The sequence below is a fragment of the Bacillus sp. MYb209 genome (assembly GCF_002975175.1).
In the GTDB taxonomy this organism is placed as follows: Bacteria; Bacillota; Bacilli; order Bacillales; family Bacillaceae_G; genus Bacillus_A.
This window is the reverse complement of the sequence record NZ_PCNZ01000003.1, coordinates 295,940-322,391: the sequence shown is the minus strand read 5'-3', so window position 1 is coordinate 322,391 and position 26,452 is coordinate 295,940. Positions and strand designations below refer to the sequence as shown.

Genomic DNA, 26,452 nt, shown 5'->3' with positions numbered 1-26,452 from the left:
TTAAAACGAAATCAATATTCATTTACCACACAAAAAGCCCCACGAGCATAGCACTTAATAAGGAAACAGCCATTCCGCTAACAAGAAGCTTCCAAACATTTTTACCGATTATTGATGATTTTTCCCCGCCAAATAATGAATTGTAAGTTCCATAAATCATACCAACTGTACTAAAGTTTGCAAAAGAGGCTAGAAATGTTGTTGCAACCGCAATCGTATGTGGTTGTAAAGACTTTAAGTTTGATTTTAAATCCATCATTGCAACAAATTCATTCGTTGTTATTTTTATCCCCATTAATTCTGCTACATACATAGCATCATTGCCTGATAAACCAAGTAAAAAAGCGAAGGGACTAAAGATAATCGAGAAGATTTTTTGAATTGTTAAACCTGCTACAAAAAAGCTTAAAATACCATTTAAACATGCTGTTAATGCTACATACCCAATTACCATCGCTAAAATAACAATAACCATATTCATCCCGACTAACATACTGTTTGAAATAGTAGAAAAGAAATCTTTTTTTTCATTTTTTGAAGGTGAATAAATAACATCATCTTCTTTAGTAACTTCTACAGGATTTAAAACATTAGCCAAAATTAATGCGTTAATACAGTTTAAAGGAATAGCGCTGAAAATATATGTTGCTGGAACCATTGATAGATAAGCACCAAGAATGGATCCGCTGACGCTACTCATACTCATAATTCCAAAAGTCAACAAACGATTTTCTTTTAACACAGATAATTGATCACGAACAACTGCAAGTGCTTCCGTATTTCCTAAAAACATCATTTGAATGGAAAAGAAGCTTTCTAACTTTGGTAAACGAGAAATCTTTGAAATGATTGCACCTACTTTATCAATAATCCAAGTTAAGATTCCAAAATAAGAAAGAATATCGAAAAAAGTGATAACAAAAATGATTGGAAGTAATGCGCTAAAGAAGAAATCAACTGTTTGATTTTCCATAGCTGAAGGAAATGCAAATCGAATACCTTCATTCGCACATGATAGTAGCCAGCTGAAAAATGACGCAATTTTATTAATTATGATACTGCCCAATTTGGTGCCTAACATAAACCATGTAATAAAAAGCTCCAATATTATTAGAATAATGATTGGTCTCCATTTTATTTTTCTTTTATTAGGCGAACATAGGAAAACGAATAATATTACAATGAAAACCCCTAACATATTTAATATGAAATGCATGTCAACAACTCCTTGAGCTTTATCCCGCTATTTGTGGGCAGTAAGACTCCCACCTCAAAATTCGGCGAATGCGAGCGAGTTAGGTGGGAGATAACTGCCCGATTGGTGAGGGCTAATAATCAGTGGGGGATGGACAAAACTCCCACTGATTAAAGTTTCACTTTATTATTTGTATATAAAAAAGCCCCTATTCTTCCAAATTTAGATTATGATTAGAAGTTATGAAGAATGTAAATTATGTTTGGGATCAATCTATTTCAATTTATATTGTTTTTAAATTCTAAAAAAATAGAGTTTAATACATAGCAAACAAGGAGGGAATCAAATGGACGTCTTTCACGTAACGAGTAGAAAAAGGGAAACATACAACGTTCACATGAGGTATTCGATACTTTTTGAATGTGCACTTGGCATTGCGGCAATTACTCATAAAAGGCTAATCGATATTCTTGAAAAGACTCAAAGTGAATGGGGATAAATTGGAAAATATTTACCTTGTGAAATGATAGAGCATTACAATTTTTCGAGAAGCATAATACAATGTAAAGCAACAAAATAAATCTATTGGTAGAACGAAGGACAACAATTATTCGAAGTATGATAAAATTTTCTAAACTAATAACTGTGTCCATTTTTAAATTGTTTAGGTGAAATACCAGTATGTTTTTTAAAGACCTTTGTAAAATGACTTTGGTCATGGAAATTTAATAGTGTGGAGATTTCTGATATAGAATGTTTTGTATAGGTCATTAAGCTTTTTGACTCATCTATCTTAGCACGCTGAATATATTCGCCTAATGAAATTCCAACCTCTTTCTTGAAAAGGGAAGATAGATAACTAGGATTTAATGCGACTATTTCTGCTAGATGGGATAGTGTAATATCTTCGTAAAGATGAGTAAATATATAATTTTGACATATGTTTATAGGCTTTAAATGTTTTTGCATTTTCCCGTTTTTAACTCGTTCTGAGAACTCAAGTAGAGCATTCTCTAAAAATGGGGAAATGGCTTCACTTTTTTTTATTTCTTCGAGTTTTTGAATTAATAAATCACTGAGGGTATATGCGATTTCAGGGAATAGTCCACCATCTATAGCCGACCTTGTCGCAAGTGTAATTGCTGCGATGGCAGAATTTTTCTGGCTTCGCAGGTGGCTTGTTTTTGACAACACCCCAAGATCGCCTGATTCAGGTAATTTTCTTAAATTTTTAATTAAATCATCCTTTTTTCCTTCCTTAATACACTCAAATATTTTCCTTTCAACTAGTGGATCGATATGAGTTAATGTACTTTGACGTTGCTCCGATATATGTATATCGGGCTGTTCAATCTCAAAATCATCCTTTTTTAACAGTATATTTTTTTGCAAAATATCAGCAATCTCTAATTTTTGTTGATACAGCATGTAATAAAGAATCATGCTTATATTTAAAAATTGCAAATTGCTTAAGACGGGGAGAGATTGATAATATCGAATCATTTCCTCTTTGTCTATTTTTAGTTGAAGATCATTAACAATTCCTTTAATTGAGGTTTCTGATAATCTGGAATAAAGGACTGGTCCAACGATGATATTCCCACTCAGTTGATCGTTTAAACGTAAGTTAATTGAGAAAAAATTTTCAAGAAAGGCAGTCTCTTCAAGTACCGGAAAAGTATAGGGTGGATTTCCCCTAAATAGTTGATTAAATAACGCCTCTTTTGAAGAATACAACGGGTTATACTGAAAATCGGGCGAGATTTCAAATGCCAAATTCCCTTTGTTATCAATGAAAAAGATAGGTGTTGTATGTATGTCAAAGACCAACTTACAAATATAATATAAATCTTCAAGTTTGGAGCAATTCATTATTTTAACCTCTATTCTTTAAAAATCAGTCAATATGTGTACAAGTTAAAAACAGCAGAAACACCTAGGAGGAAAAAGTATTTTTCCCTCTGCATAGTAACCACATATATAATAAGCTGAAATTTTTACAAGTATTCTAAAAAATATACCATAATATTTGAAAAATAATAACTATAATAATATTAAGAAAGCGTTTACTTAATTATTTTTAGGAGGGCTATCATGAAAAGGGATATTAAGAAAATCATTTCACAAATGACATTAGAAGAAAAGGCAAGTCTATGTTCTGGATTAGACTTTTGGAATACAAAAGGGATTGAGCGATTGGGTATTCCTTCCATTATGGTAACTGATGGGCCACACGGCCTTAGAAAACAGGCAGAGGGAGCAGATCACTTAGGGATTTATAATAGTATTCCATCGACTTGTTTCCCATCAGCAGTAGGATTAGCAAGTACATGGAATAAAGAATTAATAAAACAAGTAGGAGTTGCATTAGGAGAAGAATGTCAGGCCGAAAATGTAGGAGTTCTCCTTGGACCAGGTGCAAATATTAAACGTTCGCCGCTATGCGGAAGAAACTTTGAATATTTTTCAGAGGACCCGTATTTATCATCACAAATGGCTGCAAACCATGTTAAAGGCGTACAAAGTCAAGGGATTGGAACGTCATTAAAACATTTCGCTGCTAATAATCAGGAGCATCGCAGAATGTCAGTAGATGCAATTGTTGATGAAAGAACATTGCGTGAAATCTATCTTGCTAGCTTTGAAGATGTCATTAAGGAAGCACAGCCTTGGACAGTAATGAGCGCATACAACAAGGTAAATGGTGAATACGCTTCGGAAAATAACTATTTATTAAATGATATTTTAAAAGATGAATGGGGATTTGAAGGTTTTGTCGTTTCTGATTGGGGTGCAGTAAATGAGCGTGTTGCAAGTCTAGCGAACGGTTTGGAGTTAGAAATGCCTTCAAGCTTTGGAATTGGTGAGAAGAAAATTGTTGATGCAGTTAACTGTGGTGAGCTATCCGTAGAAAAGCTTGATCAAGCAGCAGAGCGTCTACTTTACATTATTTTTAAAGCTTATGATAACCAATTAGAAAACGCTGTGTATAGTAAGGACGCGCATCATCAGCTTGCAAGAGAAGCTGCAAGTGAAAGTATGGTTATGTTACAAAATGAAGATTCCATTCTTCCGCTGAAAAAAGAGGGAACGATAGCGGTAATTGGAGGCTTTGCAAAGCAACCACGATATCAAGGTGGCGGAAGCTCTCATATTAACCCAACAAAGCTTGAAAGTATTCTCGAAGAAATTGAAACTGTATCAGGTGAAAAAACGAACATATTGTTTGCACAAGGTTATGATATTGCAAGTGATGATGTAAATGAAAGCATGGTTAATGAAGCGAAAAAAATAGCAGAGCGAGCAGATACAGCGGTCCTTTTCGTTGGACTTCCAGATCGTTATGAATCTGAAGGCTTTGATCGAAAGCAATTACAGATGCCAGAAAATCACGTGCAATTAATTGAGGCGATCGCTGAAGTTCAAAGTAATATCGTTGTAGTTTTAAGTAACGGTGCTCCAATTGAAATGCCATGGATAGGTAAAGTAAAAGGAATACTTGAAGGCTATTTAGGTGGACAAGCATTAGGCGGAGCGATTGCTGATTTATTATTTGGTGATGCGAATCCAAGCGGGAAATTAGCGGAAACATTCCCGAAAGTGTTAAGCGATAATCCTTCTTACTTAAACTTCCCTGGTGAAGGTGACAAAGTAGAATACAAAGAAGGTGTGTTCGTCGGATACCGTTATTACGATGCAAAAAATATTGAACCGTTGTTCCCATTTGGTTTTGGTTTAAGCTATACAAACTTTGAGTATAGTAATCTTTCAATAAATAAGAAAGAGATAACGGATACGGACACTGTTTCTATCAGTGTAAACGTGAAAAATACTGGTAGTACGGCAGGGAAAGAAATTGTTCAGCTTTATATAAAAGATGTTGAAAGCAGTATGATTCGTCCTGAAAAAGAGCTAAAAGGATTTGAAAAAGTAGAATTGCAGCCGGGAGAAGAAAAAACGGTTAACTTTACTTTAAATAAAAGATCATTTGCTTATTATAATGTTGAATTAAAGGACTGGCATGTTGAAACAGGTGAATTTGAAATTTTAGTAGGAAAGTCTTCAAAAGAGATCGTTTTACATGATAGCATGTATGTTCAATCAACGACCATAATTCAAAAACCGGTGCATCGTAATACTTTACTTGGGGACATATTTACGAACCCAATCTTAGCACCAATCGCAAAAGGGCTTATGGAAAAAGCATTAAAAGACAGTCCGTTTGGTAGTATGACTGAAGGGGATAGTGATGCCTCTGAAATGATGGACGCTATGCTGAACTATATGCCATTACGAGCATTAGTGAACTTTAGCGCAGGTGCTTTTACAGAAGAAATGTTGAGTGAAATAATAGGGCTATTGAACGATGCGCAGATGAATTAATAAGTGTGAATGAATTGTATTAATGGGCGGTAAGACTCCTACCTCAAAATGCGGCGAATGCGAGGAAGTGAGGCGGGAGATAATGGCCCGGAAATGCCCAATTGATTTGGGTTAATAATTAGTGGGGGATGGACAAAATCCCATTGATTAAAGGTTTGCTTTATCAATTTGAACATTCTTTGTTGAGTTTTAATTAAGGTTAATAATTCATTGTAGGATGTTTCTCCAGTATACAAAAAAGGCAAATGAGAGTTAGAATCTCATTTGCTTTTTTTGTACTTATTCTGCTAAATGTAGAATCATATGCTTGTCTATCATCTTTAATCATTGTTTATAAATATGAACGATGAGCTGGCCATGAACCTTGGAGTTTACGAAGTTGTATAATTTGTCCTGTATGATAAGCATCATGCAAAAGGATATTCAGATATTGCTGCCAAACTGGTAGAGAAGGACTTGGTTGATCCAGTTCTGCTTCTTGAAGGGATGTTAATGAAGATTGTAAGGCATCATGTACTTGAAGCGTTCGCTTCACTGTCTGTTGCCAAGCATCATCATCATTAGGTCCACCTTGGACAAACGTGTCATCATTATTTCGTGGAGCAACAAATGTATCATCTTGATGTAAGCGGGAAAGTAAGCGCTCTTTAAAGGTTAGTAAATGGTTTGCATTTTCCCAAATCGTATTACTGGCCTTTCCTTCTGGTTGCCAACATGCTTGTGCAGCAGTAAGATTCTTTAACGCTTCTGATATCGGTGGGTACCATTCTTCTTCGTAAAAAACTTGATTGACTCCATTTTGTAACATTTCTTTTTTACTCATTCGTATAGCCTCCTTAACTATGAGATTGACCAACAATAAGTGTTAGAGAAAACGTACCTACTTATCATTTGATTGATGTTTGGAAGTTTTTAAAAGAACAATACGGCGTCGTTGTAGTAATTGCAGAAATAAACTTATGCTTTCTAAATGTAATAAATTCTCCTTTCTCTTCAATAAACCTGCCTCATAGTTGAACAAGGAAATCAACTGCAGCTTAAGTTTAAAAATTTGTAGCAATATAAAGTTTCGGAAGGTTTTAAAATTCTAAAAAATCAGAAGGTATAATTCGATAAATATAGAATTCAATACTTAGAAAATAAGGAGGGGATTAAATGGAAGTCTTTCACGTAACGAGCAGAAAGAGGGAAACGTACAACGTTCAAATGAGGTATTCGATACTTTTCGAATGTGCACTTGGCATTGCGGCAATTACTCATAAGAGGTTAATCGACACGCTTGAAAAATCTCAAAGCGAATGGGAAGAAATTAGACAATCATTATCGGTAGAGATGAAAGAGCATTTACAGTTTGTAGAAGGAAATAATACATGGAAAGCATTGCTTCAGTTATTGTATGAGGGAGATTTTCAGGATCTATCACAGTTTATTGCAAATATCGATTCACTTTCAGAAGAAGATTTAAAGTATATATGTTTACCGTTTTTAGGAGAGAAGTATGAAGAAAAAAGACGTTTAGCAGCAAGCGGAGAAGTATCTGTAATACATGAACTAAAGGAACTGACACATGATCATCAGTTTTTTTCTACGTATATAGAGTTTGTATGTCATGTCGATGTGCGAGAACTAAAAACGCATTTAATCGCCGTTATGACAGGGTGGTATGACAGTGTTGTTAAAAAAGAGGCAGAAGAAATTGTTTCTATACTACAGCGAGATTATGAAGCGAAAAATGAAATGAATAAAAAGATGAAACCGGAAGAGTTTGTCGAGTGGGCGACTGGTGGAGTGAACTATATGCCAGAGCCAAGTGTCCATCACGTACTTCTTATCCCGCAAATGACGTACAGACCGTGGAATATAGAAGCGGATATTGAAGATACGAAAGTATTTCATTATCCAGTCGCGAACGAAAGCATACATCCTGAAGATCCATATGAACCGAATTATTTTTTAGTTCATAAACATAAGGCGCTCGGGGATGAAGCGAGATTACGAATTGTAAAAGTGCTGTTTGAAAAAGAACGTACATTGCAGGAAATTACAGAAAGACTGCAACTTGGTAAATCGACAGTACACCATCATTTGAAATTGTTACGTTCAGCGAAGTTAGTAGATATATATGACGGGAAATATGTATTAAGAAAGAAAGCAGTGCAGTCGTTAGCGAAAGAATTAGATACATTTTTGAATAGATAATATACAACGAGAATGTACATAAAGGGAGGAATTTAATAGAAAAGTTGGTGAGCTATAGTGAAGAGTGTATTGAAAAATCGTTCGTTTTTTTATATGTGGATTGGTAGCGCGATTTCAGAATTAGGCGGGGCTTTCGGGACGTTATGTAATTCGATACTTGTATATGAGTTAACAGGATCGAAAACAGCATTAAGCAGTATGTGGTTATTATATTTTATCCCGTCTCTCATACTGCAACTAATAAGTGGCCCATTTATTGATAAATGGAGCCGAAAGTGGATTATGATTTTTTCACAATGGATACGGGCATCTGTTTTCTTACTACCTTTAGTCATGTTAGTTACTAGTAGTATAGAAGTTTGGCACGTGTATGTCGTTCAAATTATAATAGGGCTCATTACGCCGCTTTATACACCCGCCAGTCAAGCAATTACACCGAGCATTGTAAGTAAAGAGCAGCTTCAAGATGCAAATGCGTATATAGATGGAATGACCCGTCTTATGATGTTTATTGCGCCAGTATTAGGTGGCATCGTTATTAAATTCATTGGAATCAAATTAACAATGTTGTTCGTATGTGTTTGTCTATTCATTAGTGGAGGATTGTTACTTTTCATAAAAGAAAAAAGAGTAAAACAAGAATTGAGAAAAACGTGGCTAGAACAGTTTCTTCACGGTTTTACATACTTTTTTACAAAACCAATAATCGTTTGGCTCGGTGTATTTCTTACTTTCGTACAGTTTGGAGTAGGGGTAACGATGGTCACAAACCTTCCTTATATAAAAGATGACCTGGCAGCGGGATATGCGGAGTACGGTTACTTCATGGCAGGTTTCCCGCTTGGCTATGTAGTTGGTTCCATATTAGTCGGAAAAGTAACATATAAAAGTCGGCGTATACTTATGCTCGGAGGATTGTTTATAGGGGGCCTCACATACATTTCTCTAGGGTTCAATCATAGTATTATAATCGCGGTAATAATTGAAGTAATTGCAGGTATATGTATTGCATTTTTCAATGTCCACAACACGACGATATGCCAACAAACTGTCCCGAACAATATGATAGGAAAAGTATTTTCAGTGCGATTATTTTTCATACGATCGGCTATGCCATTAGGTGTGTTATTAGGGGGAATACTGAGTGAAATGTGGGGAGTGAGAGTGCTATACTTTATTATCGGTTCGATTATATGTGTCACGTCTTTAATAGGAATATTGCTTCCGTACTTTAAATTTTTAGATGAGGCGATTGAGGAGAAATCAGCATAATTCTAAAAATTAGAAACTTTATAATTGAAAATAATTATCATAATCAATTATGATAGAGGAATACTAGTATTCGGATTACAAAGAGGGAGTGGAATATATGTTTATCGAAACAAAGACATTTACAGTAAAAGAAGGTACATCTAATATAGTTGTAGAACGTTTCACTGGAGAAGGAATTATTGAAAAATTTGAAGGATTCATCGACTTAAGTGTTCTCGTAAAAAAAGTAAGACGCGGAGATGAAGAAGTTGTAGTTATGATTCGCTGGGAATCTGAAGAAGCATGGAAGAACTGGGAAACGAGTGAAGAGCACTTAGCTGGGCATAGAGCAGGCCGCGGTAAGCCAAAACCAGATCATATCATTAAGGTTGAGCACGGGGTTTATTATGTGAAATCATCGAAATCGGCTTATCAGAAGTCATAATAATATAAGCAGAGGATACATGTTGTAGAAGCTAACATGTATCCTCTTTTTTAGTACTGGGGGGATATAAATGAAAGAAAACCTTTCATTCATTACATATGAAAAACATAAAAAATTGGTACAAACAATATTAAATGAAAGTTTATATATGTATAAGGTAAATGGATTAATGCTCATCGGATCTATCGCAAGAGGTGACGCATACCCCGAATCCGATTTAGACTTATATGTTCTTTTAGAGAATGGACAAAAGAAGGATTTTCATTCAGAAATGAGAGAAGGTATTTTAATTGAATATAAGTATGCAGATTTTAATCAAATTCAATTAAACTTTAAAAATAATTCAATGGAATTATACTCTTTTTTAGAAGGGGAAATTGTATTTGATAGTAACGGTGAGTTGGAAAGGTTAAAGGAAATAGCTCAACATAAATATGAAAATTATTCTGTTTCTAGTGATAAAGTAAAAGGCATTTCTCATTGGTTAAATAGTTCGCTTATTAAAATTCAGGCTGCTTTGAAAGCAAAAGATGAGTTAAAAGCTTCATACATAGTTCACACATCAATGTGGACATTGCTAGAGGGAATATGGGCTATTAATAATAAGCCAGCCCCTCCAGCTGGAGCTGTTTTAAGGTATATTCAAGCATTACCTATTAGACCGACTAATTTTGATGAGTTACTTAATAAAGTGTTCTTAGGGGATACGACAGAGCGGATTTCTTCAGCAATTTTCTTGATTGAGTGGGTTTTAACCAATTTGGAGAATAAACAATAGGGCTACTACGATTCTCAATCTTTATCAGTAAAGTGATATTCCGTGTCGGATTGTTCATATAATTTCATTCATTGTATTCCAAATGTGGCATTAAAAAAACGTTCTAGACTATAGAAAAAAGTATTAGACTGTTAAAAAATAGTTGTAGACTGAACACTTGAATTCCTGCCCTTAAACATTCAAGTGTTATCTATATGGGTCAATATACTTCTGTATAATCCCTGTTTATAAGGAGATGAGTGAATGAGGTTGAACCATTTGAATCTTTGTGTTGATGATTTATCAGAAGCTAGACATTTTTTTGAAACATTTTTTGATTTTCAATTTTTGGAACAAAAGGGAAAGGCACTTGTAGTGATGAGTGATGAGAATGGATTTATACTTGTGTTAAGTGATCCAAAAGCGTTCAAGGGGAAAAAAGGCGTTACATATCCTGAAGCTTTTCATATTGGTTTTTTGGTGGAAACTTCAAGTGAAGTTGATCGAGCATATAATCGTTTAGTAGCTGGGGGCATTGAAATAGACAAGGAACCTTATACAATGAGAGGTAGTAGTTATGGCTTTTATTTTACAATATTTAATGGATTATTAATTGAAGTTTCTTGCCTTGACTATAGAGAAGGTAAAAAAGTTTCAAAACCCAATGGCACTCATCAAGAATAATTGTTTGAAGGTGTATATCAAGCCCCTTATCCAGTTTGGGAAGGGGCTTGATCATTTTATTTGCTTATTTAATGGAACACCAAAGTAAAAAATAAGCGTCTTTTAGTCAGAAATCTGACTTGTGAGACAGCTTCTTTATTTATCTATAATGTAAATGGTCTCCATTCTAGTATGAAACAATGGATAGACCGATTTAAAGGCGTGGTTACAAAATATCTCGATAACTACTCGCTTGGTTTTTATTTATTGATAGTTGCAGTAACGAAAGCACTAAACACAATATAAAAGAGTTTCTCCTATCGTCATTTGTGTATGAAATGATTGATACGTATGAGAGCTTACGTTTATCTAAGTTTATCGTGTAATTGTTCATTCTTATGCAACAAAAAATAATTATCGTTTAATTCTTAAAATGGTAAAATTATATTTGGAGGTAAAATTGTGAAAAAATTCAGTGTATTGTCAATAGTCTTGATGTTTGTAGGGATATTATTATTCGGATTAAATTGGATAATAGATGGATATTCTGAGCCGATTGTACTGTTTAGTTTTATTTCTTTTTTAGTTGGAATTGTACTAAGTTTTATAGCAGTTGCTAAACGGGAAAAAGGAACATTAAAATTCATATCACTGATTTCTTTCTTCGTTGTGATGTTTTTAATTACTTGGTTTGAACCATTTCAGGTACTTCGAATTATTACTTGGCTAAAAAATGTCTCTTAACAGCGAAAAGTCGAAAGTATAAAAACGAGAAACCCTTATATTTGGGTTTCCCTCTAATTTACTCAATTTTCAACATTAAAATTTAACAGAGCCAAAAATATAAATATTAAGCGTGAATATAGTAAGGATACACCGATTATGGCAGCAAATTATTGGGAGTTTATCATTATTTTAAGAAATAGAGGAAGATGTTTTGTAGGATAAGTGAAAATCTAAAACAAATCATTTATGAACGAGAGTGTAGTCACTTTAAACCAACTGTTGTAGATTTTAAATAAAGTTTGATAAAAAGGTCTATTTTGTAGGGGAATTACTTATGCATAAAAGAATACTAATTTTTTGTATACTGTTGCTATAAAATTTCACGAATCAACCGGGTTTCCGATCTGATGTGGTGATGAGGTGCGAAGCTATTATGAGTACAGTGACATAAATAGGAGGTTGCTACTATGACAGCTTTATTTAAAGCTATGGCGTTTCAACTGAAAACTGAACGAATTGACCTGAATATGTGGGAGGAATCCGATTCAGTCTGGATGAGAAAATTAATTGGCGAACGTGGTGTGGACACGCCATCCCTGGAATCCGTTCGTAGCGATCTTATCGAGATGCGCAAGAGAGCATATGAAAATGGTATTTCCCTTCTTACTATTCGCAGGCGAGACAAAGGCGATTTCATCGGGTATTGTGGCTTGATTATCGGTCGTTCCACGCTTGAAGAGCCGGAAATTGCATATGAGTTGTTCCGCAGTGTTCATCGTAATGGCTATGCGACTGAGGCAGCATCCGCTGTGCTAGAGGCTGCAATTGCTACCGGGCGCCACAGACTTTGGTCAACTGTAGGTGCTTGGAATGTTGCGTCCTTCCGGGTACTAGAAAAGATAGGATTTGAGCGGCATCACAGTACGTGGGACGAGCGCGGTGAGATTGTTTGGAACGTACGCGATCTTTAGAAATCCTGATCAAATTCGGAACAATGAAAAATGTAAAAAAGCCCATATGTTAGATTGTCAAGTAATCTAACATATGGGCTTTACCTTATAGTAGAATATTGACTTTGTATATATTGAAGTGTAATGGTCTATCTTTCACCTTAATTTTTCACATCATCATATAATTCAAGCGCTTCTTTCACATTCAATCTATTTTTCACAATACCATGTATCGCTTGAATCATTGCAGCAGGATGTTCGGACTGCCATATGTTTCGGCCCATATCTACCCCAATTGCGCCTTCTTGCAGCGCATTGTACGTAATGTTTAATGCGTCTTCGATTGAATCTAGTTTTGGACCTCCCGCGATTACGACTGGGGCAGGGCATGTGCTCGTAATTTTTTCGAATCCTTCGCAGTAATACGTTTTAATAATGTCAGCTCCCATTTCAACACATACGCGGGAGGCGAGTGCTAGAAAGCGAGCTTCACGTTTTTGTAGTTCTTTCGCAACGGCGGTAATACCGAGCACTGGCAGGCCGTAATCGTGAGCTTCAGAGACTACATTTGCGAGATTTGAAACAGTTTGTGTTTCATAGTCTGATCCAACGAAAACAGAAACGCCGACGCCAATTGCGTTTTGTTTTACTGCTTCTTTCACAGGTGTAACAATTGTTTCATTCGCTAAATCTTTGCCGACTACAGTTGCCCCGCCTGATACACGCATAACCATCGGTGTGTTGCAGTTTTCAGGAATGCAGGAGCTGAGTACACCGCGCGTTAAAAAGAGGGAATCTGTATATGGAAGCAAGTTTTTAACTGTTTCTAACGGTTGTTCTAGTCCGTGAATTGGTCCTAAAAAGTAGCCGTGATCTATCGCTAACATAACTGCTCTGCCGTCAGGTAAAATTGTGTTTAATCGATTTTTAAATCCCCAAGTCATTCGAAATCACTCCTTCGTTAATGTTGGATTTTCCGTTTGTACTGTATCTTTATTTGGTAAATGTGGTGACTTTATAAAAACAGCTTTAAAAGGCTTATCGGAATGGTTAATAAGATAATGAGATTCATGAGGTCGAACTTGCAAGACATCACCTTGTTTGATCGGAACTCTTTCGTTATTAACATAGAAATCTATTTTGCCTTCTAACGCATAGAAGACTTCTTCGCACGTTGTATGATAATGATTTTGAAACTCTTGCCCAGGCTGAATCACGACTAGGCCAAGATCGATATTTGGACCTTGTATTAAATATTTAGGACCGTTATCACCGAAGCGATAGGAGAAATCATTTTCGTTCACTTTAAGCATACCGTTCACTCCTTTATGTAATTTGTTACAATGCACCAGGCGCAATCCACATATGTGATGTAAGTCCTTTATCAGCTAAAGAAAGTTGACTTTCATACACTGTTTTCCATGTATCATAGTACCCTTTATATCGTTCATGATTTTCAGCGTTTGGCTCAAACGTTTTTTCCCACTGTACAAATTGCTCGGCGGTTTTCTCCATAGATTTATAAATCCCTACGCCAATTCCAGCTGCAATTGCCGTACCTAAAGCAGCTGCTTCTTTTACAACTGGTACTTTAACAGGGATTCCGAGGACATCTGCTAGTATTTGTGGCCAAAGTTTTCCTTTAGCAGCGCCGCCAGCAAAAATCACTTCAGAAGGAAATTTACCTGTGAGAGCCTCTATTAATTTCAAGTTTCCGAATGTAACGAAGGCGGCATTTTCTTCTATTGCACGGAACATTTCTTTTTTACCGCATTTTTCAGCATCTAAACTTAAATTTAAAAAGGATGGTGCAGCATGTCGCCAAGAAATATAGTTCATTACATTTGAAAAAGTGGGGATTATGCCATGTGAGCCTACAGGAACTTCTTTCGCTTGTTCTTCTAGTAATTCATAAGCATCTACACCGAGTTTTTCAGCGAGCCTTTTTTCTTCTTGGCAAAAAGCATCTCGAAACCATCTCATAACAAGGCCAGGGAAGAAAGCGATTGTTTCGTATTGCCATAGGTTAGGAATGACGTGGCAATTTACACGAATCGCCGCATTTGGATCAGTTTCTGGTTTTGTTATATTTACTTCTTGTTGCCAAAAACTGCCCCCGCATATAAATGTTTGTTCAGGCTTTACAACTCCAGTTCCAAGCGATGCCATTTGTGCATCTCCGCCGCCAGCAACGACCGGTGTTCCTTCATGTAATCCTGTTAATTCAGAACTTCGTTGTGTGATATTCCCGATAACTGTACCAGCTTCATTTACTTTTGGAGAAAAGGCTAGAGTAAGACCGCATTGCTCAGCAACCCAGTTATCCCAAGCTCTATTTTGTAAATCGAATATACCGGACGTACATCCATTTGAAGAATCAATTTGCAGTACGCCGCACAATTTATATAAAATCCAATCGTTTAACATCGTAAAGGAATGAATGTTTTTGTACACGTCTGGTTCATGTTTTTTAATCCAAAGTAAGCGAGGTAAAGCACCTAACGAAAAAGTTTGACCGGATTTTCTATATAAATCTTCTTCAATTTCGGAACGAATTTGTTTTAATTCACTAACTTCTGCTGATGCGCGGCCATCAACATTTGCACAAGCCCATATTTCTTGCCCGTTTTTATCGTATAAAACAAAACCTTCTCGCATACTCGTTGCACTAATACCTTTAATAGAAGAGGGGGACGTATTACTTTTTTGAATAACATCCTTCGTGCATTCTTGAACGAGCTGCCAGTTTTCTATTACATCAAAATTCATAGAACCAGAGTAACGACTATCTGATTTATGAATCCATTCTTTTTGACTAACGGCAAGTTGATTACCATTTAAATCAAAAAGAACTGCTCGAATGCTTCCTGTACCAGCGTCGTAAGCTAATAGAGTAGACATTAAGAGTCACCTTCCTTTCTTAATAAGGAGAGGGCAGTTTCTTCATCGGTAATTAATGTATGAATGAATTTTCCTTTTAAGGCGCCGTAAATTGCATCTATCTTTTCTGTGCCGCCAGCTACACCAACGACATGTTTCATATTTTGAAGAACAGAGAGTGGTGTGCCGATAAGACGGTTATGATGGGGAAGTTCTAATTGTTTTCCGTCAGTATTATAACATTGCCCTAAAATATCTCCGGCCCCGTTTTGACTACGTATATAAGTCATTTCACGTAGTGTTAATTTTTCTTCTTTCACAATTGTGGCGTCTTGAGATAAACCACCAATGCCAACTACTGCTGTATGAGCGAGTGAAGCGACATGAAGCATATCTTTCACGCTCGGTTCAGATAGAATAATTTGCGTCATTTCGTTTGTAGATGTTAGAAAAGGGGTAGGAATAATATGAAGATCGCCTTGCATGTAGTTTAAATAGCTTTGATTTCTTGGAATATAGTGATTTACGCCTCCCGTAAGAGAAACGATTGAAAGATTCATAGAGCTATCAAAATGAATGTTTTCTAGCATTTTACTTATCGTCTCTCCCCAGCCAATCCCAAGTAAATCACCTTGTTGCAATTGAGTTTCTAAATATTGTGCGGCAGCTTTTCCGAGTGAAGATGCATAATCCTCAGTTGGCGTTGGAATAACGAAAGCATCTTTTAGATGGAATTTTTTCATAAGGTCACGTTCGATGCTTAAACAGTGCAAACCAGTACCTTTTACGTGAAATGTGACGACACCTTCCGTCCGTGCTTTATCTAACAACCGGACGACTTTATTTCTTGAAATGTGAAGAAGTGAAGCAATTTCTTGCTGGGTTAATTGATCTTTATAATAGTACCAAGCTACTTTTGTTAACAAATTGTCTTCAAAGTTCAGCTGTGACATGCTCTTCATCCCTTTCAACAATTGACCACTGCTTAAACATATGTGTTCGCTATTTTGTTTATTCCAGTTGAAGCGATAAATAGTCCAGTGAAAATAAAGCGCAAAAATCTTTATCAGTAGGGGAGAGTATTTTAAAAACATATCCGGATATTAACGCAGTAATATGTCCAGATGCAACAGCACTTCCAGCGATGGCGCAAGCAGCTGAGAATTTGAAAATGGATAAAAAAGTAGTCGTAACAGGATTTTCAACACCAAATGTTATGCGTGATTATGTAAAACGAGGAACAGTACAACAATTCGGTTTATGGGATGTTAAACAACAAGGTGCACTCGCAACGTATGTTGCAAATGAAATTGTTGTAAAAGGGAAGAAGTTAAAAGTAGGAGATAGCTTTGAAGTAAAAGGAATCGGCAAAGTGAAAGTAGAACCAAATTCTATTCAAGGGTATGACTATGAGGCAGAAGGAAACGGTATTATCGCACTTCCTGAACGAGTTGTATTTACGAAGGATAATATTGATAAGTATAATTTCTAGTTGAGAGTTAATGGATGTTTGTCATTTATTGTCAGTAAATCGATATCCTTTGTCGAATCGCTGGCATATTGAAAAAATCGCCGATATAATTTTAGTCACTATATTTCTTCGTCAGACATAATAAAAACGTCCGGATATATCGGACGTTTTTATTATGTCGTTTTTTTAATCTATTCATTAATTGTGAACAGCTTCTTTTTCATTTAACCCAAGTGTGCGTCCTGTTGAAGCGTGAAGTTCTTGGAACAGTCTTGGATTTTCCGTAAGTGATATGCCATATGAAGGGATCATTTCTTTTATTTTTGGCTCCCATGCTAGTATACGTTCTGGGAAGCATTTTTCTAATACTTCAAGCATAACGTGAACAGCAGTAGAAGCACCTGGAGAAGCACCAAGTAACGCAGCGATTGATCCGTCATTTGCACTAACAACTTCTGTACCAAATTGAAGTGTTCCTTTACCACCTGCATCAGTATCTTTAATTACTTGCACACGTTGACCAGCAACGACAATATCCCAATCTTCACTTTTAGCGCTCGGAATAAACTCACGTAATTCTTCCATACGCTTTTCGTGTGATAACATAACTTGTTGGATTAAGTATTTTGTTAATCCCATTTCTTTGACACCAGCTGCTAACATCGTTAAGACGTTATTCGGTTTTACAGAACCGATTAAATCAAGATTTGAGCCAGTTTTTAAGAATTTAGGTGAGAAGCCAGCAAATGGTCCAAACAGTAAAGCTTTTTCGTTGTTTATATATCTTGTATCAAGGTGAGGTACAGACATTGGCGGAGCACCAACTTTAGCTTTACCGTATACTTTTGCATGATGCTGCTCTATAACTTTTTGGTTTTTACATACCATAAATAGTCCACTTACTGGGAATCCACCGATATGTTTTGATTCAGGAATACCAGTCTTTTGTAGTAGAGGTAGACTACCGCCACCGCCGCCGATAAAGACGAATTTTGCAGTATGATGTTCGATTTTACCACTATTCATATCATGTACTTTCACTTCCCACAAACCATTCTTCGTGCGTTTAATATTTTCAACACTATGTTTGTAGTTTAGCTCGACATTTTTACTTTTTAAGTAATCAAACAACATACGCGTTAACGCACCAAAGTTAACATCTGTTCCAGAGTCAATTTTCGTTGCAGCCATCGGTTCATTAGAGTTACGGCCTTCCATAATGAGTGGAAGCCATTTTTTTAATGTGTCAGGAGCGTCAGAAAATTCCATTCCTTGGAATAGCGGGTTTTTTGAAAGCGCTTCAAAACGATTTTTTAGAAACTCGACATTTTTTTCCCCTTGTACCAAACTCATATGAGGTAGTGGCATAATAAAATCTTGTGGATTACGAATTAAGTTTCTCTTTACAAGATACGCCCAAAATTGTCTTGAAAGTTGAAATTGTTCATTAACTTTTACAGCTTTACCAATATCTATAGACCCGTCAGATTTTTCGGATGTATAGTTAAGCTCACATAGCGCAGAATGTCCTGTACCGGCATTATTCCATTCGTTAGAACTTTCTTCTCCGGCATTTGCGAGTTTTTCAAATACTTTAATTTCCCATTCAGGTGCCAATTCTTTCAGTAATGATCCTAACGTTGCGCTCATGATTCCCGCGCCAATTAAGATAACGTCTGTTTTTTGCTGCATGTTGCTCATGATAATCTCTCCATCCCCTATATTGGCAAAAAAGAGTAGGTGTTTTTATATCTAAGCCGTAAAAAGAAAACACCGCCTAGGCCCCACCTAGGTATTTACCTTTTTTGTCTCAATTATATAACCATCTCATAGTCTATTATAATAATTAATAGACTAAAATATCTAGTGTTATCTGATAATTTTAAACTATTTAACGTTTTATTTCATAGAATTCTTCTGTCATAAGGGTAAAAAGCATAGTAGTAAAGCGGGATTTGGAGAAGAATTCCAGTTTGATGTTATCCCAAAAAAATTTCTATTTTTATGTTTTATCTTTGGAAACTAGTAAAATTCTATTTTTGTAACATCTAATTTGAAAAAATAGAGTAAATAATAAATTAATGATAAGATTATTCTGAAAAATAAACAGGAGGGATACCAATGCTTACAAAAGAACAAGTCGTAAACTTATTTCGGGGTTTTTCCGTAAATGAATGTAAAGGATCGAGTCCTTTATACGAATACTTATCAATAAAAATTTCTGAAGATGAGGAAGTTCTTACGTTAGCTTCCTACGCACAACCTGGTCAACCGGTTCCGAACTTATTATTAGGTGCGGTCCATTATTTATTGTTAAAAGGAAAAGAGCACAGTTTAAAAAAGTATTATCAAAGTTTAGTTGAAAATGCTGATATAAATTTTGAAAATGCCTTTTACCAATTTAAAGATTTTTGCCACGTATATCGAGAAGAAATTATCTCTTTATTACAAACGAAACTTGTTCAAACGAATGAAGTAAGACGATGTGCCTATTTATATCCAAGTTTCTGTTACATATTTAATAAAGTGAACAAACCATTGGCGTTAATAGAAATTGGTACAAGTGCGGGATTACAACTGTTTTGGGATCAATATCGTTATTCATATGGAACGGAAGAAGTGTATGGAAATAGACAATCAAATGTTCATTTACAATCAGAAATAAAAGGGGAGAAGAAGCCCTCCCTTTTAAAACAAAGTCCACCTGTCGTACAAAGAATCGGAATAGATTTACATGTGAACGATTTAAATGATGAAGAAGATTATTTATGGTTACGCGCGCTTATTTGGCCAGAACATAAAGAAAGACTTGAAAAGTTTGATCAAGCAGCAGCTCTCGTAAAAGAAAAATCAGTAAGATTAATAGAAGGAGACGGTGTAGTACTTTTTCCGGCCATTGCAGATCAAATCAGCGAAGATGCTGTTATTTGTATTTTTCATACACATGTGGCAAACCAAATACCTGGAAATGTAAAACATACGCTAGAAAAACAAATTAAAGAAATTGGTGCAAAACGTGATGTATTTCACCTATATAACAACATGTGGGATCGGGACCTTCATATTGATTATTATATTCACGGAAACGAATATTGTGAAACTTTTGGGGAAACGGAAGGGCATGGGAGATGGTTTAGTTGGAGGATTGGGAATGAGTCGTTTTGTTAATGTGATCTTAATCACTGCGGGCTCCATCACCTATATTTCTAATCAACAAGCTGAGGGAAGAATCGTAAGTAGGGCGAACAACGTGGAGAAAAAGCTAAAACAGGGTATAAATAGTTACAGGAATAGAAAGATACTTAGCATACAAAAATACTTGGGAGAAATCCCAAGGGGTTCTCAATCATTTTCTGAATTATTATGTAGTTCTTTTGAATTAAACCAATCGTTGAAGAGTCAAATTGTATTAAGTAATCGTACAGGATAAATACTGGAGGAAAAAACATATCAATTGTTGCTTTGAAAGAGTCAAGCGTTCTAGTTGTTGCGAAAGTACTAGTTTCTGTGATATCTATAAATGAATCTTTATAGATATCATTCGATTAGGATGTGGACCTTTTGTTTTAGAATTTAATTTTTCAGATTAATATGATAATATCATTATAACAAGTTGTATATAAAGATAAAATAAAAAGGATGATAAGCATGCAAAAGAGACCAGAAGCAAATGAATATAACCCGTATTATTCAAAGTACATAAACTTAATATCAGATGGAGATATCATACATATTCTAGAGCAACAAATGAAGGAAACGAATCTTTTATTGAAGGATATTTCTGATAGTGAGGGACATTTTCGATATGCTCCTAATAAATGGAGTATAAAAGAAGTAATCGGTCATATTGCGGATACTGAACGTATTATGGCATATCGATTGCTTTCCATAGCAAGAGGCGAGACAGCAGAACTTCCTGGATATAACGATGATATGTATGTTCTTAGAGCAGCGTTTGATAAGCAATTTATGCAAGATCTTCTTGAGAATTTAACAGTTGTTCGCCAATCTACTGTGCAATTGCTTAAAAGTTTAGATAAAGAAGCTTGGGTACAAAGGGGAATTGCGAACAATTCTGAAGTCACGGTTCTTGCATTAGCAAACATTATCGCTGGTCATGAGCTTCATCATCGTCAAATTATAAAAGAACGTTATTTGGGTTCTAATGCATATCCAGTATGTTAAAATATAAAAATAAAAAGAGGATGATTAGAAATAAAATTCTGAATCATTCTCTTTTTTATTTTTCTGCGTATCAGTGGAATTATAAATGCTTTTTTACAACAGTCGCTAGTCCATCAATTGATTTACGTAAATCTGTTTCTCCTTGTGCAAGATATACTTTTTCAATTGCGATTTCTGACATCTTATTTATTAGTAAATTCATCGGGAGTCCAAGTAGCAATTTCATTACCAGGTGTAGCAACTACAAGCCAATCCTCACATTGGACCCCAGCTTGCCAACATTCAAAATAGTCATGAAAACCATTTACAAATATGATTTTTCCGTTCTCAAGTAAGATAAACAAATGTGGAGTTTCCTTACCTAATTGCAGGTCTATAACTTTCTGCCTTCTCATGTTAAAAATTCTATTATATTTTTCTTCCTCGGAATAATCGTCAAATTCATCTTCATTAGAAGGGTACTTTTCTGGTGGATTATTAAATAAACACCATTTCGATTCGATGTTGACATATAACTGTCCATCATAATTAACTGCAGCATCAAAATTTGTAAAATGGATCTTTATAGTCGTTGGAGAAAGACCAAACTGTAGGCCATCAACTTGCGATCCTATAAAGAGATGTTTTAATACATTTTCAGCATGAATTTTGTCCTCTTTGTTCATTATACGAATCCTCCTTTCTGTAAAATATATATTATATTTTTATTGTAATAAATAAATTTTTATGTAAAATGAACTTTTTGTGAGAAACGGACGAATATAGTGTGAAGGATCATGAGAGGGGAACGTAATTTTGGATGAAGTAGAATTAAAAGAATGGCTGTATAAAATGGAGTCTGGGGACAAAGAAGCCTTTCAAGTTATTTATGAATTAACAAGTAAAGATATTTATAGAACAGTAGTATTTTTATTAGGGAATCAACACCAAGATGTAGACGATATAGTTAATGAGGTATATATCAAAATGTGGAAGTCTGTAACGAATTATGATATGAACCGTTCATTTCGTTTTTGGTTACATGGACTAGTTGTCAAGCAAGTACAGGATTGGCGTCGTAAATCGTGGCGGCGATTTCGAATCTTTGAAAAGAAGAAAATGTATGAACAAGATCGGTCTTACATAATGGATGAAGGTATTTTACATAAAGAAACACGAAGTGAAATAGTGGAAGTTGTACAAAAATTATCTTATAAGCATCGTGAAGTTGTTATTATGCGTTACTTCCATGAATATAGCTTGGATGAAATTGCTGCACTTCTTCAAATCCCTATTGGTACAGTGAAATCTCGATTACATATAGCACTAAAACGATTAAGAACAGAAATGGAGCATATGCCAGCCGTAAGGGAGGGAGAAGTAAATGGATTTTGAAAAATATATAACGGATGAATTGAAAAGAAAAGCAGAGACACTCGAACCCACACCTAATCTAGAAGATAAAGTACAAACCTCTTTTCATAAATACCAACAAATGAAAAAGAAAGGGAAAACTTCTATGAAGAAAAAGTTATTACTTGGCTTTGTAGCTGCGGCTGTTCTTATACCAACTGGTACTTTTGCGGGTACAACAATAATGGATAAGATTGTAGGTACACCAGAAGAAGCGAGAAAAGATATGGGGATGTCAGAGGACGGTTATATAGGATTAATGGAAAGGATAGAAGTCGCTAAAAAACTATTTGCAACAGAGGACTTTGAAAAATATGTAGAGTTATTACAAGAAACATATCATTTTTATAAGAAAGTTAGTGTCGTAGAGAATGAGGAAAGAAAATATACAGCTACAGACCGTCTAAATGCTGATGAAGAGAAAAGAGATAGTGAGGTAATGGAAGAGTTAAACAAATATGAAGAAAGATTAGATCAACATTTTACATATACATATGAACAAGCCGAACAAATAATTGGTTTTCCAATAAAGCGTCCTACATATATTCCTTCTGGGTATCAACTAGTATTTGAAGAAGCAAAAGCAAATGCAACGGTTGGAAAACCAATCCCTCTAATTACGATGAGATATGAAGATCGTAATGTGAAAAAAAAGCCATCTACATCGAATGCGGAATTAGGATTTACAATTCATCAATTAGAAATACTTGAAGATGATAAAAAAGATTATTTTATTGAAGAACCATTTGATAAAGCAACTGAAAAAGGACCAAATTTTTATAAAGACATTGTAACATATAAATTAAACGGATATGACATTACATTCGGTGAGTATAAAGAGTCAAATGTACGGGCTATGAAAATAGTTGTGCCAGCAAAAGAAGGAAGAAATGCATATCAAGTGTATGTAAACGATAGTATGTTGTCTAAAAAAGACCTTGAGAAAGTTTTACTTTCGGTGGTGGAATAGTGCATGGTATGTAGAGACTAAATGCAAAGCGATGAAAGTAATAACGGTAATAATGTTTGGATTTTAAAAACATAATATTATTATGTAAACAAATTTAATAGATGTACATTTGATAAATGATTCAATATTTTTGATTTTTCTATGGTCGTATAAGTATGATGTTCGTAGGGGGCGATCATATGAGCAAACACAAAAAGGTTATAGCGATTTCAGGCAGTATTAGGGAAGGGTCATCTAATACAAATGTATTAAAAACTTTAGCAGCATTTATTCCAGAAGGTATAGATTACACTATTTATAAGGGAATAGAGGAACTTCCTCATTTTAATCCGGATGTAGATCGAGTTGGAGCTCCTATTGTTGTTGAAGAATTTCGAAAGACATTAAGTGAAGCACATGCACTTATTATTTGTACGCCAGAGTATGCAAAAGGTATACCAGGAGTTTTAAAAAATGCGTTAGAATGGCTTGTTTCATCAGCGGAACTATATAAAAAACCAGTGGCTATCATAACAGCTTCACCGTCAATTGCGGGAGGGGATAAAGCCCATGAATCTTTGTTACTTACACTAGGCATGTTAGATACAGTTGTCGTTCAAAATGGCTCGTTATTAATCCCGTCTGTACGCACTAAATTTAGTGATGATGCAAAAGTTACAGATGAGGGAACAAAACAAGCTCTAATTTCTTTAATTCATAGTATAGTAGACGAAATAAGGGAATAATGATTTATTTTATATAAAGGCAATACTACTGTTAGTTTAAAGTAGTATTGCCTTTTAATTTTCTTTTGGTTGAAATTTTGTAATAACGATTAGGAAATCATGTCACCTATTTTAAGGTTTAGACAAAATATATATTAATTAAGGCTCGGGCTCGCGTCTTTTTTCGTCTTGGTCAAATAAATAACTAAGCTCAAGATTGTTAAGAGGAAGATTACGCTTGTTCCAACCGTACCGAGACCAAGACCACCGGCATCGTGAGGCTGTGATAGGTAGTCGCCAAAAGAGGCGCCGAAAGGGCGAGTCAAGATATAGGCGATCCAAAAGGCCAACACTGCATTTAGCTTGAAGCGGTAGTAAGCGACGGTTACAGCCCCAATTAATGCGGCGAATATGAGTGCTGAAATCCAGTAACCTAAGTTGAGACTCTCTGCTACGAGATCACCAGCTGCAGTACCTAAGGCGAAGGTGAATAGGATAGCCAACCAGTAGAATGCTTCTCGCTTTGTCGTGTAAATAGAGTGAATGGACAATGTCTTCTCACTCGCGTACCAAGCGGCAAAAGTCGCCAGTAGCGCGAGGGTGAAAACGATGGTGGTCGTCTTTAAAGCGACCCCGAAGTTGTCCGTAAGATTGTCGGTGACTAGCGTGCCGACAACACTAATCAGCAAGACAGTGAACCAGTAAATCCCTGGAACATACTTCTTCAACCTGAACTGGAAGAACAGTGTGATGAACAAGAGAGCACTCATAACAAAAGTCGTTTTGGTCAAGCCAAAGTTCAGGTTTGTATTTAAGAAGTCTGCGCCTGTCTCGCCCACAGTAGTTGCCATGATTTTGATAATCCAGAAGAAAATCGTGACTTCTGGAACCTTGTTCAGCATCTGCCAGCCTCGTGATGAAACGGAAGCGACTTCATCAGAAATGGATGGATTTTCTCTATTATTATCCTGATCCTTCTCATAATATTTCATGTAGGATTCCTCCTTACTAGTTTTTTATGGCCAACGCCAATTTATATACAGAGTGAAACTAATAAGAATGAGATTCAGATGAAATTTGGATGAAAAAATCATTAAAAGAGGATGAAAAAAGAAATTTCTAAAGTGTCTTTTTCATTTAACAAATACAGTTAAAAAAGTATATATTTTCTTTGTTCGCGACATAGAAAATACAGCAAAATTGACACTCTTCATTTGATATCCTAAGTTGGTCGTTTTCTGCAAAATAAAAGTACAGAGCGATATTAGTTTGACATGGAGTCTCTACAAGCATGACTCGCATGCCAAGAACGTCATAATAACAAGCATGTGGCGCTATTATACTTGTTTCTCCATGTTAAAGCATGTGTGACTTGTTGGTTAAGTTTCTTTTGTATTTAGGGGGACATTAAGAATATCTTATGTATTTCTCATCGTATTCTAATATTTTTTTAGTAGAGTATACCTTGTATCCTACAAGGAAAGAGGAAGAAGACTATGCATGTACTACATTTTTTAAGTGAATATATAAAGCACCCAAGAACTGTAGGAGCAGTATTGTCAAGTTCTAAGCAACTTGCAAAACAAATGGTAGCCCCTATAAATTTTGAACAAGCAAAATGCATTATTGAATATGGACCAGGAACTGGAGTGTTTACGGAACAGCTCATTCAACATAAACATAATGAAACAGTATTGCTAATCATTGAGAATAACGCACAGTTTTACCGTATACTTCAAGAGCGATACTCACACATGGAAAATGTGTACATTATTCATGACTCTGCCGAATATACGGAAAAGTATATTCAGCAATATAAAATTACCCAAGTGGATTATATTATTTCAGGATTGCCATTTACCAGTTTATCCCTTGATACTTCTACAAAGATATTACAGGTAACAAAAGAAGTATTAGGGGAAGATGGGAAATTTATTACTTTCCAATATACACGTTTTAAACACCAATTTTTCCGGTCTTTTTTTGCAAATATTGAGGTGAAGAAAATAAACTGGAATATTCCACCGGCTTTCGTGTTCACTTGCTTTATGTAAGGTGATGGGGAGGTACGAAACCAAATCACTATCATGCAAAAGAAATATAAACGATAACGGAATACTTTGCGGGAAGTTGAAAATATTTTTCGGATCATATTTAGCCTTTACTTCCATTAACCGGTCAAAGTTATAGCCTGTAGTAAGCATCTGGCCAATCTTAAATAGAGAGGTCGGGTGTATTAACGTAAACGCCTTTTGTGAGTGGTAGCATCGCCTTTTTATAT

At 35.5% G+C, this 26,452-nt stretch carries 26 protein-coding genes and 4 pseudogenes; 18 read left to right on the top strand and 12 right to left on the bottom strand.

All coding sequences use genetic code 11. From position 1 onward, the window contains the following. Positions 1 to 22: 22 nt before the first annotated feature. Positions 23 to 1,216, bottom strand: a complete 1,194-nt coding sequence (locus tag CQZ94_RS08760; RefSeq protein ID WP_105585074.1) for a nucleoside transporter C-terminal domain-containing protein — start codon at positions 1,214 to 1,216, stop codon at positions 23 to 25. A 325-nt stretch (positions 1,217 to 1,541) separates the two neighbouring features. Between CQZ94_RS08760 and CQZ94_RS08755 the strand changes: the two are divergent. Beyond that, positions 1,542 to 1,756 (top strand): annotated as a pseudogene (locus CQZ94_RS08755) (ArsR/SmtB family transcription factor); the annotation flags it as partial. 75 nt (positions 1,757 to 1,831) lie between these two features. Here CQZ94_RS08755 and CQZ94_RS08750 read toward each other — a convergent pair. Beyond that, a complete protein-coding gene (locus CQZ94_RS08750; protein ID WP_105585073.1) occupies positions 1,832 to 3,067 on the bottom strand; it encodes a helix-turn-helix domain-containing protein in 1,236 nt (411 codons plus the stop codon). Between the two features lie 222 nt (positions 3,068 to 3,289). Between CQZ94_RS08750 and CQZ94_RS08745 the strand changes: the two genes are divergently transcribed. Further along, entirely contained in the window at positions 3,290 to 5,578 is a 2,289-nt protein-coding gene (locus CQZ94_RS08745) for a glycoside hydrolase family 3 C-terminal domain-containing protein (RefSeq protein WP_105585072.1), read from the top strand. Positions 5,579 to 5,909: 331 nt separating this feature from the next. On the opposite strand, the gene CQZ94_RS08740 is transcribed toward CQZ94_RS08745, so the two are convergent. Further along, a complete protein-coding gene (locus CQZ94_RS08740; RefSeq protein WP_105585071.1) occupies positions 5,910 to 6,401 on the bottom strand; it encodes a DinB family protein in 492 nt (163 codons plus the stop codon). A gap of 332 nt (positions 6,402 to 6,733) precedes the next feature. Between CQZ94_RS08740 and CQZ94_RS08735 the strand changes: the two genes are divergently transcribed. The 8 genes and pseudogenes from CQZ94_RS08735 to CQZ94_RS08700 all read left to right on the top strand — a co-directional run bounded on the left by CQZ94_RS08735 (position 6,734) and on the right by CQZ94_RS08700 (position 12,590). Then, the gene (locus tag CQZ94_RS08735) at positions 6,734 to 7,777 is read left to right on the top strand and encodes an ArsR/SmtB family transcription factor (protein ID WP_105585070.1); all 1,044 of its coding nucleotides are present in this window, start codon (positions 6,734 to 6,736) and stop codon (positions 7,775 to 7,777) included. A 57-nt stretch (positions 7,778 to 7,834) separates the two neighbouring features. Beyond that, positions 7,835 to 9,049, top strand: coding sequence for an MFS transporter (locus tag CQZ94_RS08730; protein ID WP_105585069.1), 1,215 nt, complete (start codon positions 7,835 to 7,837; stop codon positions 9,047 to 9,049). Between the two features lie 97 nt (positions 9,050 to 9,146). Beyond that, positions 9,147 to 9,473, top strand: a complete 327-nt coding sequence (gene hmoA, locus CQZ94_RS08725) for a heme-degrading monooxygenase HmoA (protein ID WP_142395788.1) — start codon at positions 9,147 to 9,149, stop codon at positions 9,471 to 9,473. 70 nt (positions 9,474 to 9,543) lie between these two features. Beyond that, the gene (locus tag CQZ94_RS08720; RefSeq protein WP_105585067.1) at positions 9,544 to 10,251 is read left to right on the top strand and encodes a nucleotidyltransferase domain-containing protein; all 708 of its coding nucleotides are present in this window, start codon (positions 9,544 to 9,546) and stop codon (positions 10,249 to 10,251) included. A gap of 243 nt (positions 10,252 to 10,494) precedes the next feature. Continuing rightward, positions 10,495 to 10,914, top strand: coding sequence for a VOC family protein (locus CQZ94_RS08715; protein WP_105585066.1), 420 nt, complete (start codon positions 10,495 to 10,497; stop codon positions 10,912 to 10,914). A gap of 141 nt (positions 10,915 to 11,055) precedes the next feature. Beyond that, a pseudogene (locus CQZ94_RS08710) lies at positions 11,056 to 11,279 on the top strand (IS1595 family transposase); the annotation flags it as partial. Between the two features lie 76 nt (positions 11,280 to 11,355). Then, complete coding sequence (locus CQZ94_RS08705) at positions 11,356 to 11,637, top strand: hypothetical protein (protein WP_105585065.1); 282 nt, start codon at positions 11,356 to 11,358, stop codon at positions 11,635 to 11,637. A 449-nt stretch (positions 11,638 to 12,086) separates the two neighbouring features. After that, positions 12,087 to 12,590, top strand: a complete 504-nt coding sequence (locus CQZ94_RS08700; protein ID WP_105585064.1) for a GNAT family N-acetyltransferase — start codon at positions 12,087 to 12,089, stop codon at positions 12,588 to 12,590. A gap of 140 nt (positions 12,591 to 12,730) precedes the next feature. On the opposite strand, the gene lsrF is transcribed toward CQZ94_RS08700, so the two are convergent. Genes lsrF through CQZ94_RS08680 form a run of 4 tightly spaced genes read right to left on the bottom strand, consistent with a single transcriptional unit; the run spans position 12,731 to position 16,402 of the window. Beyond that, positions 12,731 to 13,513 (bottom strand): 3-hydroxy-5-phosphonooxypentane-2,4-dione thiolase, encoded by a 783-nt coding sequence (lsrF, locus tag CQZ94_RS08695; RefSeq protein WP_105585063.1) that lies wholly within the window; start codon positions 13,511 to 13,513, stop codon positions 12,731 to 12,733. A gap of 6 nt (positions 13,514 to 13,519) precedes the next feature. Then, the gene (locus CQZ94_RS08690) at positions 13,520 to 13,882 is read right to left on the bottom strand and encodes a cupin domain-containing protein (RefSeq protein ID WP_105585062.1); all 363 of its coding nucleotides are present in this window, start codon (positions 13,880 to 13,882) and stop codon (positions 13,520 to 13,522) included. 25 nt (positions 13,883 to 13,907) lie between these two features. Beyond that, complete coding sequence (gene lsrK / locus CQZ94_RS08685) at positions 13,908 to 15,470, bottom strand: autoinducer-2 kinase (protein ID WP_105585061.1); 1,563 nt, start codon at positions 15,468 to 15,470, stop codon at positions 13,908 to 13,910. After that, positions 15,470 to 16,402 (bottom strand): sugar-binding transcriptional regulator, encoded by a 933-nt coding sequence (locus CQZ94_RS08680; protein WP_142395787.1) that lies wholly within the window; start codon positions 16,400 to 16,402, stop codon positions 15,470 to 15,472. Before CQZ94_RS08680 ends, lsrK begins: the two co-directional genes overlap by 1 nt. An 89-nt stretch (positions 16,403 to 16,491) precedes the next feature. On the opposite strand from CQZ94_RS08680, the pseudogene CQZ94_RS08675 reads away from it, so the two are divergent. Further along, positions 16,492 to 16,941, top strand: a pseudogene (locus CQZ94_RS08675) (substrate-binding domain-containing protein); the annotation flags it as partial. A 177-nt stretch (positions 16,942 to 17,118) separates the two neighbouring features. On the opposite strand, the gene CQZ94_RS08670 reads toward CQZ94_RS08675, so the two are convergent. After that, complete coding sequence (locus CQZ94_RS08670) at positions 17,119 to 18,621, bottom strand: malate:quinone oxidoreductase (RefSeq protein ID WP_105585060.1); 1,503 nt, start codon at positions 18,619 to 18,621, stop codon at positions 17,119 to 17,121. A gap of 420 nt (positions 18,622 to 19,041) precedes the next feature. Here CQZ94_RS08670 and CQZ94_RS08665 point away from each other — a divergent pair, with 420 nt between their 5' ends. The 3 genes from CQZ94_RS08665 to CQZ94_RS08655 all read left to right on the top strand — a co-directional run bounded on the left by CQZ94_RS08665 (position 19,042) and on the right by CQZ94_RS08655 (position 21,105). Then, positions 19,042 to 20,088: a DUF2332 domain-containing protein gene (locus tag CQZ94_RS08665; RefSeq protein WP_105585059.1), complete on the top strand. Its 1,047-nt coding sequence runs from the start codon at positions 19,042 to 19,044 to the stop codon at positions 20,086 to 20,088. Beyond that, positions 20,072 to 20,350 carry a hypothetical protein gene (locus CQZ94_RS08660; RefSeq protein ID WP_105585058.1) on the top strand — a complete coding sequence of 93 codons (279 nt, stop codon included), beginning with the start codon at positions 20,072 to 20,074 and terminating at the stop codon, positions 20,348 to 20,350. Before CQZ94_RS08665 ends, CQZ94_RS08660 begins: the two co-directional genes overlap by 17 nt. Positions 20,351 to 20,568: 218 nt before the next feature. Then, positions 20,569 to 21,105: a DinB family protein gene (locus tag CQZ94_RS08655; protein WP_142395785.1), complete on the top strand. Its 537-nt coding sequence runs from the start codon at positions 20,569 to 20,571 to the stop codon at positions 21,103 to 21,105. A 79-nt stretch (positions 21,106 to 21,184) separates the two neighbouring features. Here the strand turns inward: CQZ94_RS08655 and CQZ94_RS08650 are convergent, their stop codons facing one another. Then, positions 21,185 to 21,307, bottom strand: a complete 123-nt coding sequence (locus tag CQZ94_RS08650; RefSeq protein WP_142395784.1) for an IS66 family insertion sequence element accessory protein TnpB — start codon at positions 21,305 to 21,307, stop codon at positions 21,185 to 21,187. Then, positions 21,288 to 21,770, bottom strand: a complete 483-nt coding sequence (locus CQZ94_RS08645; protein WP_105585055.1) for a hypothetical protein — start codon at positions 21,768 to 21,770, stop codon at positions 21,288 to 21,290. The genes CQZ94_RS08650 and CQZ94_RS08645 overlap by 20 nt, the downstream gene beginning before the upstream one ends. Before the next feature lie 130 nt (positions 21,771 to 21,900). Between CQZ94_RS08645 and CQZ94_RS08640 the strand changes: the two genes are divergently transcribed. The 3 genes from CQZ94_RS08640 (at position 21,901) to CQZ94_RS08630 (ending at position 24,192) form a co-directional block, all read left to right on the top strand. Next, positions 21,901 to 22,479 carry a sigma-70 family RNA polymerase sigma factor gene (locus CQZ94_RS08640; RefSeq protein WP_105585054.1) on the top strand — a complete coding sequence of 193 codons (579 nt, stop codon included), beginning with the start codon at positions 21,901 to 21,903 and terminating at the stop codon, positions 22,477 to 22,479. Continuing rightward, positions 22,469 to 23,467 carry a hypothetical protein gene (locus CQZ94_RS08635; protein ID WP_105585053.1) on the top strand — a complete coding sequence of 333 codons (999 nt, stop codon included), beginning with the start codon at positions 22,469 to 22,471 and terminating at the stop codon, positions 23,465 to 23,467. Before CQZ94_RS08640 ends, CQZ94_RS08635 begins: the two co-directional genes overlap by 11 nt. A gap of 179 nt (positions 23,468 to 23,646) precedes the next feature. Further along, complete coding sequence (locus tag CQZ94_RS08630; RefSeq protein ID WP_105585052.1) at positions 23,647 to 24,192, top strand: NADPH-dependent FMN reductase; 546 nt, start codon at positions 23,647 to 23,649, stop codon at positions 24,190 to 24,192. Positions 24,193 to 24,326: 134 nt separating this feature from the next. Here the strand turns inward: CQZ94_RS08630 and CQZ94_RS08625 are convergent, their stop codons facing one another. After that, entirely contained in the window at positions 24,327 to 25,163 is an 837-nt protein-coding gene (locus CQZ94_RS08625) for a COG4705 family protein (RefSeq protein ID WP_105585051.1), read from the bottom strand. 504 nt (positions 25,164 to 25,667) lie between these two features. On the opposite strand from CQZ94_RS08625, the gene CQZ94_RS08620 reads away from it, so the two are divergent. Beyond that, the gene (locus tag CQZ94_RS08620; RefSeq protein WP_105585050.1) at positions 25,668 to 26,225 is read left to right on the top strand and encodes a class I SAM-dependent methyltransferase; all 558 of its coding nucleotides are present in this window, start codon (positions 25,668 to 25,670) and stop codon (positions 26,223 to 26,225) included. A 54-nt stretch (positions 26,226 to 26,279) separates the two neighbouring features. Here CQZ94_RS08620 and CQZ94_RS32220 read toward each other — a convergent pair. Further along, positions 26,280 to 26,451, bottom strand: a pseudogene (locus CQZ94_RS32220) (BBE domain-containing protein); the annotation flags it as partial. Between the last annotated feature and the right edge of the window lies 1 nt (position 26,452).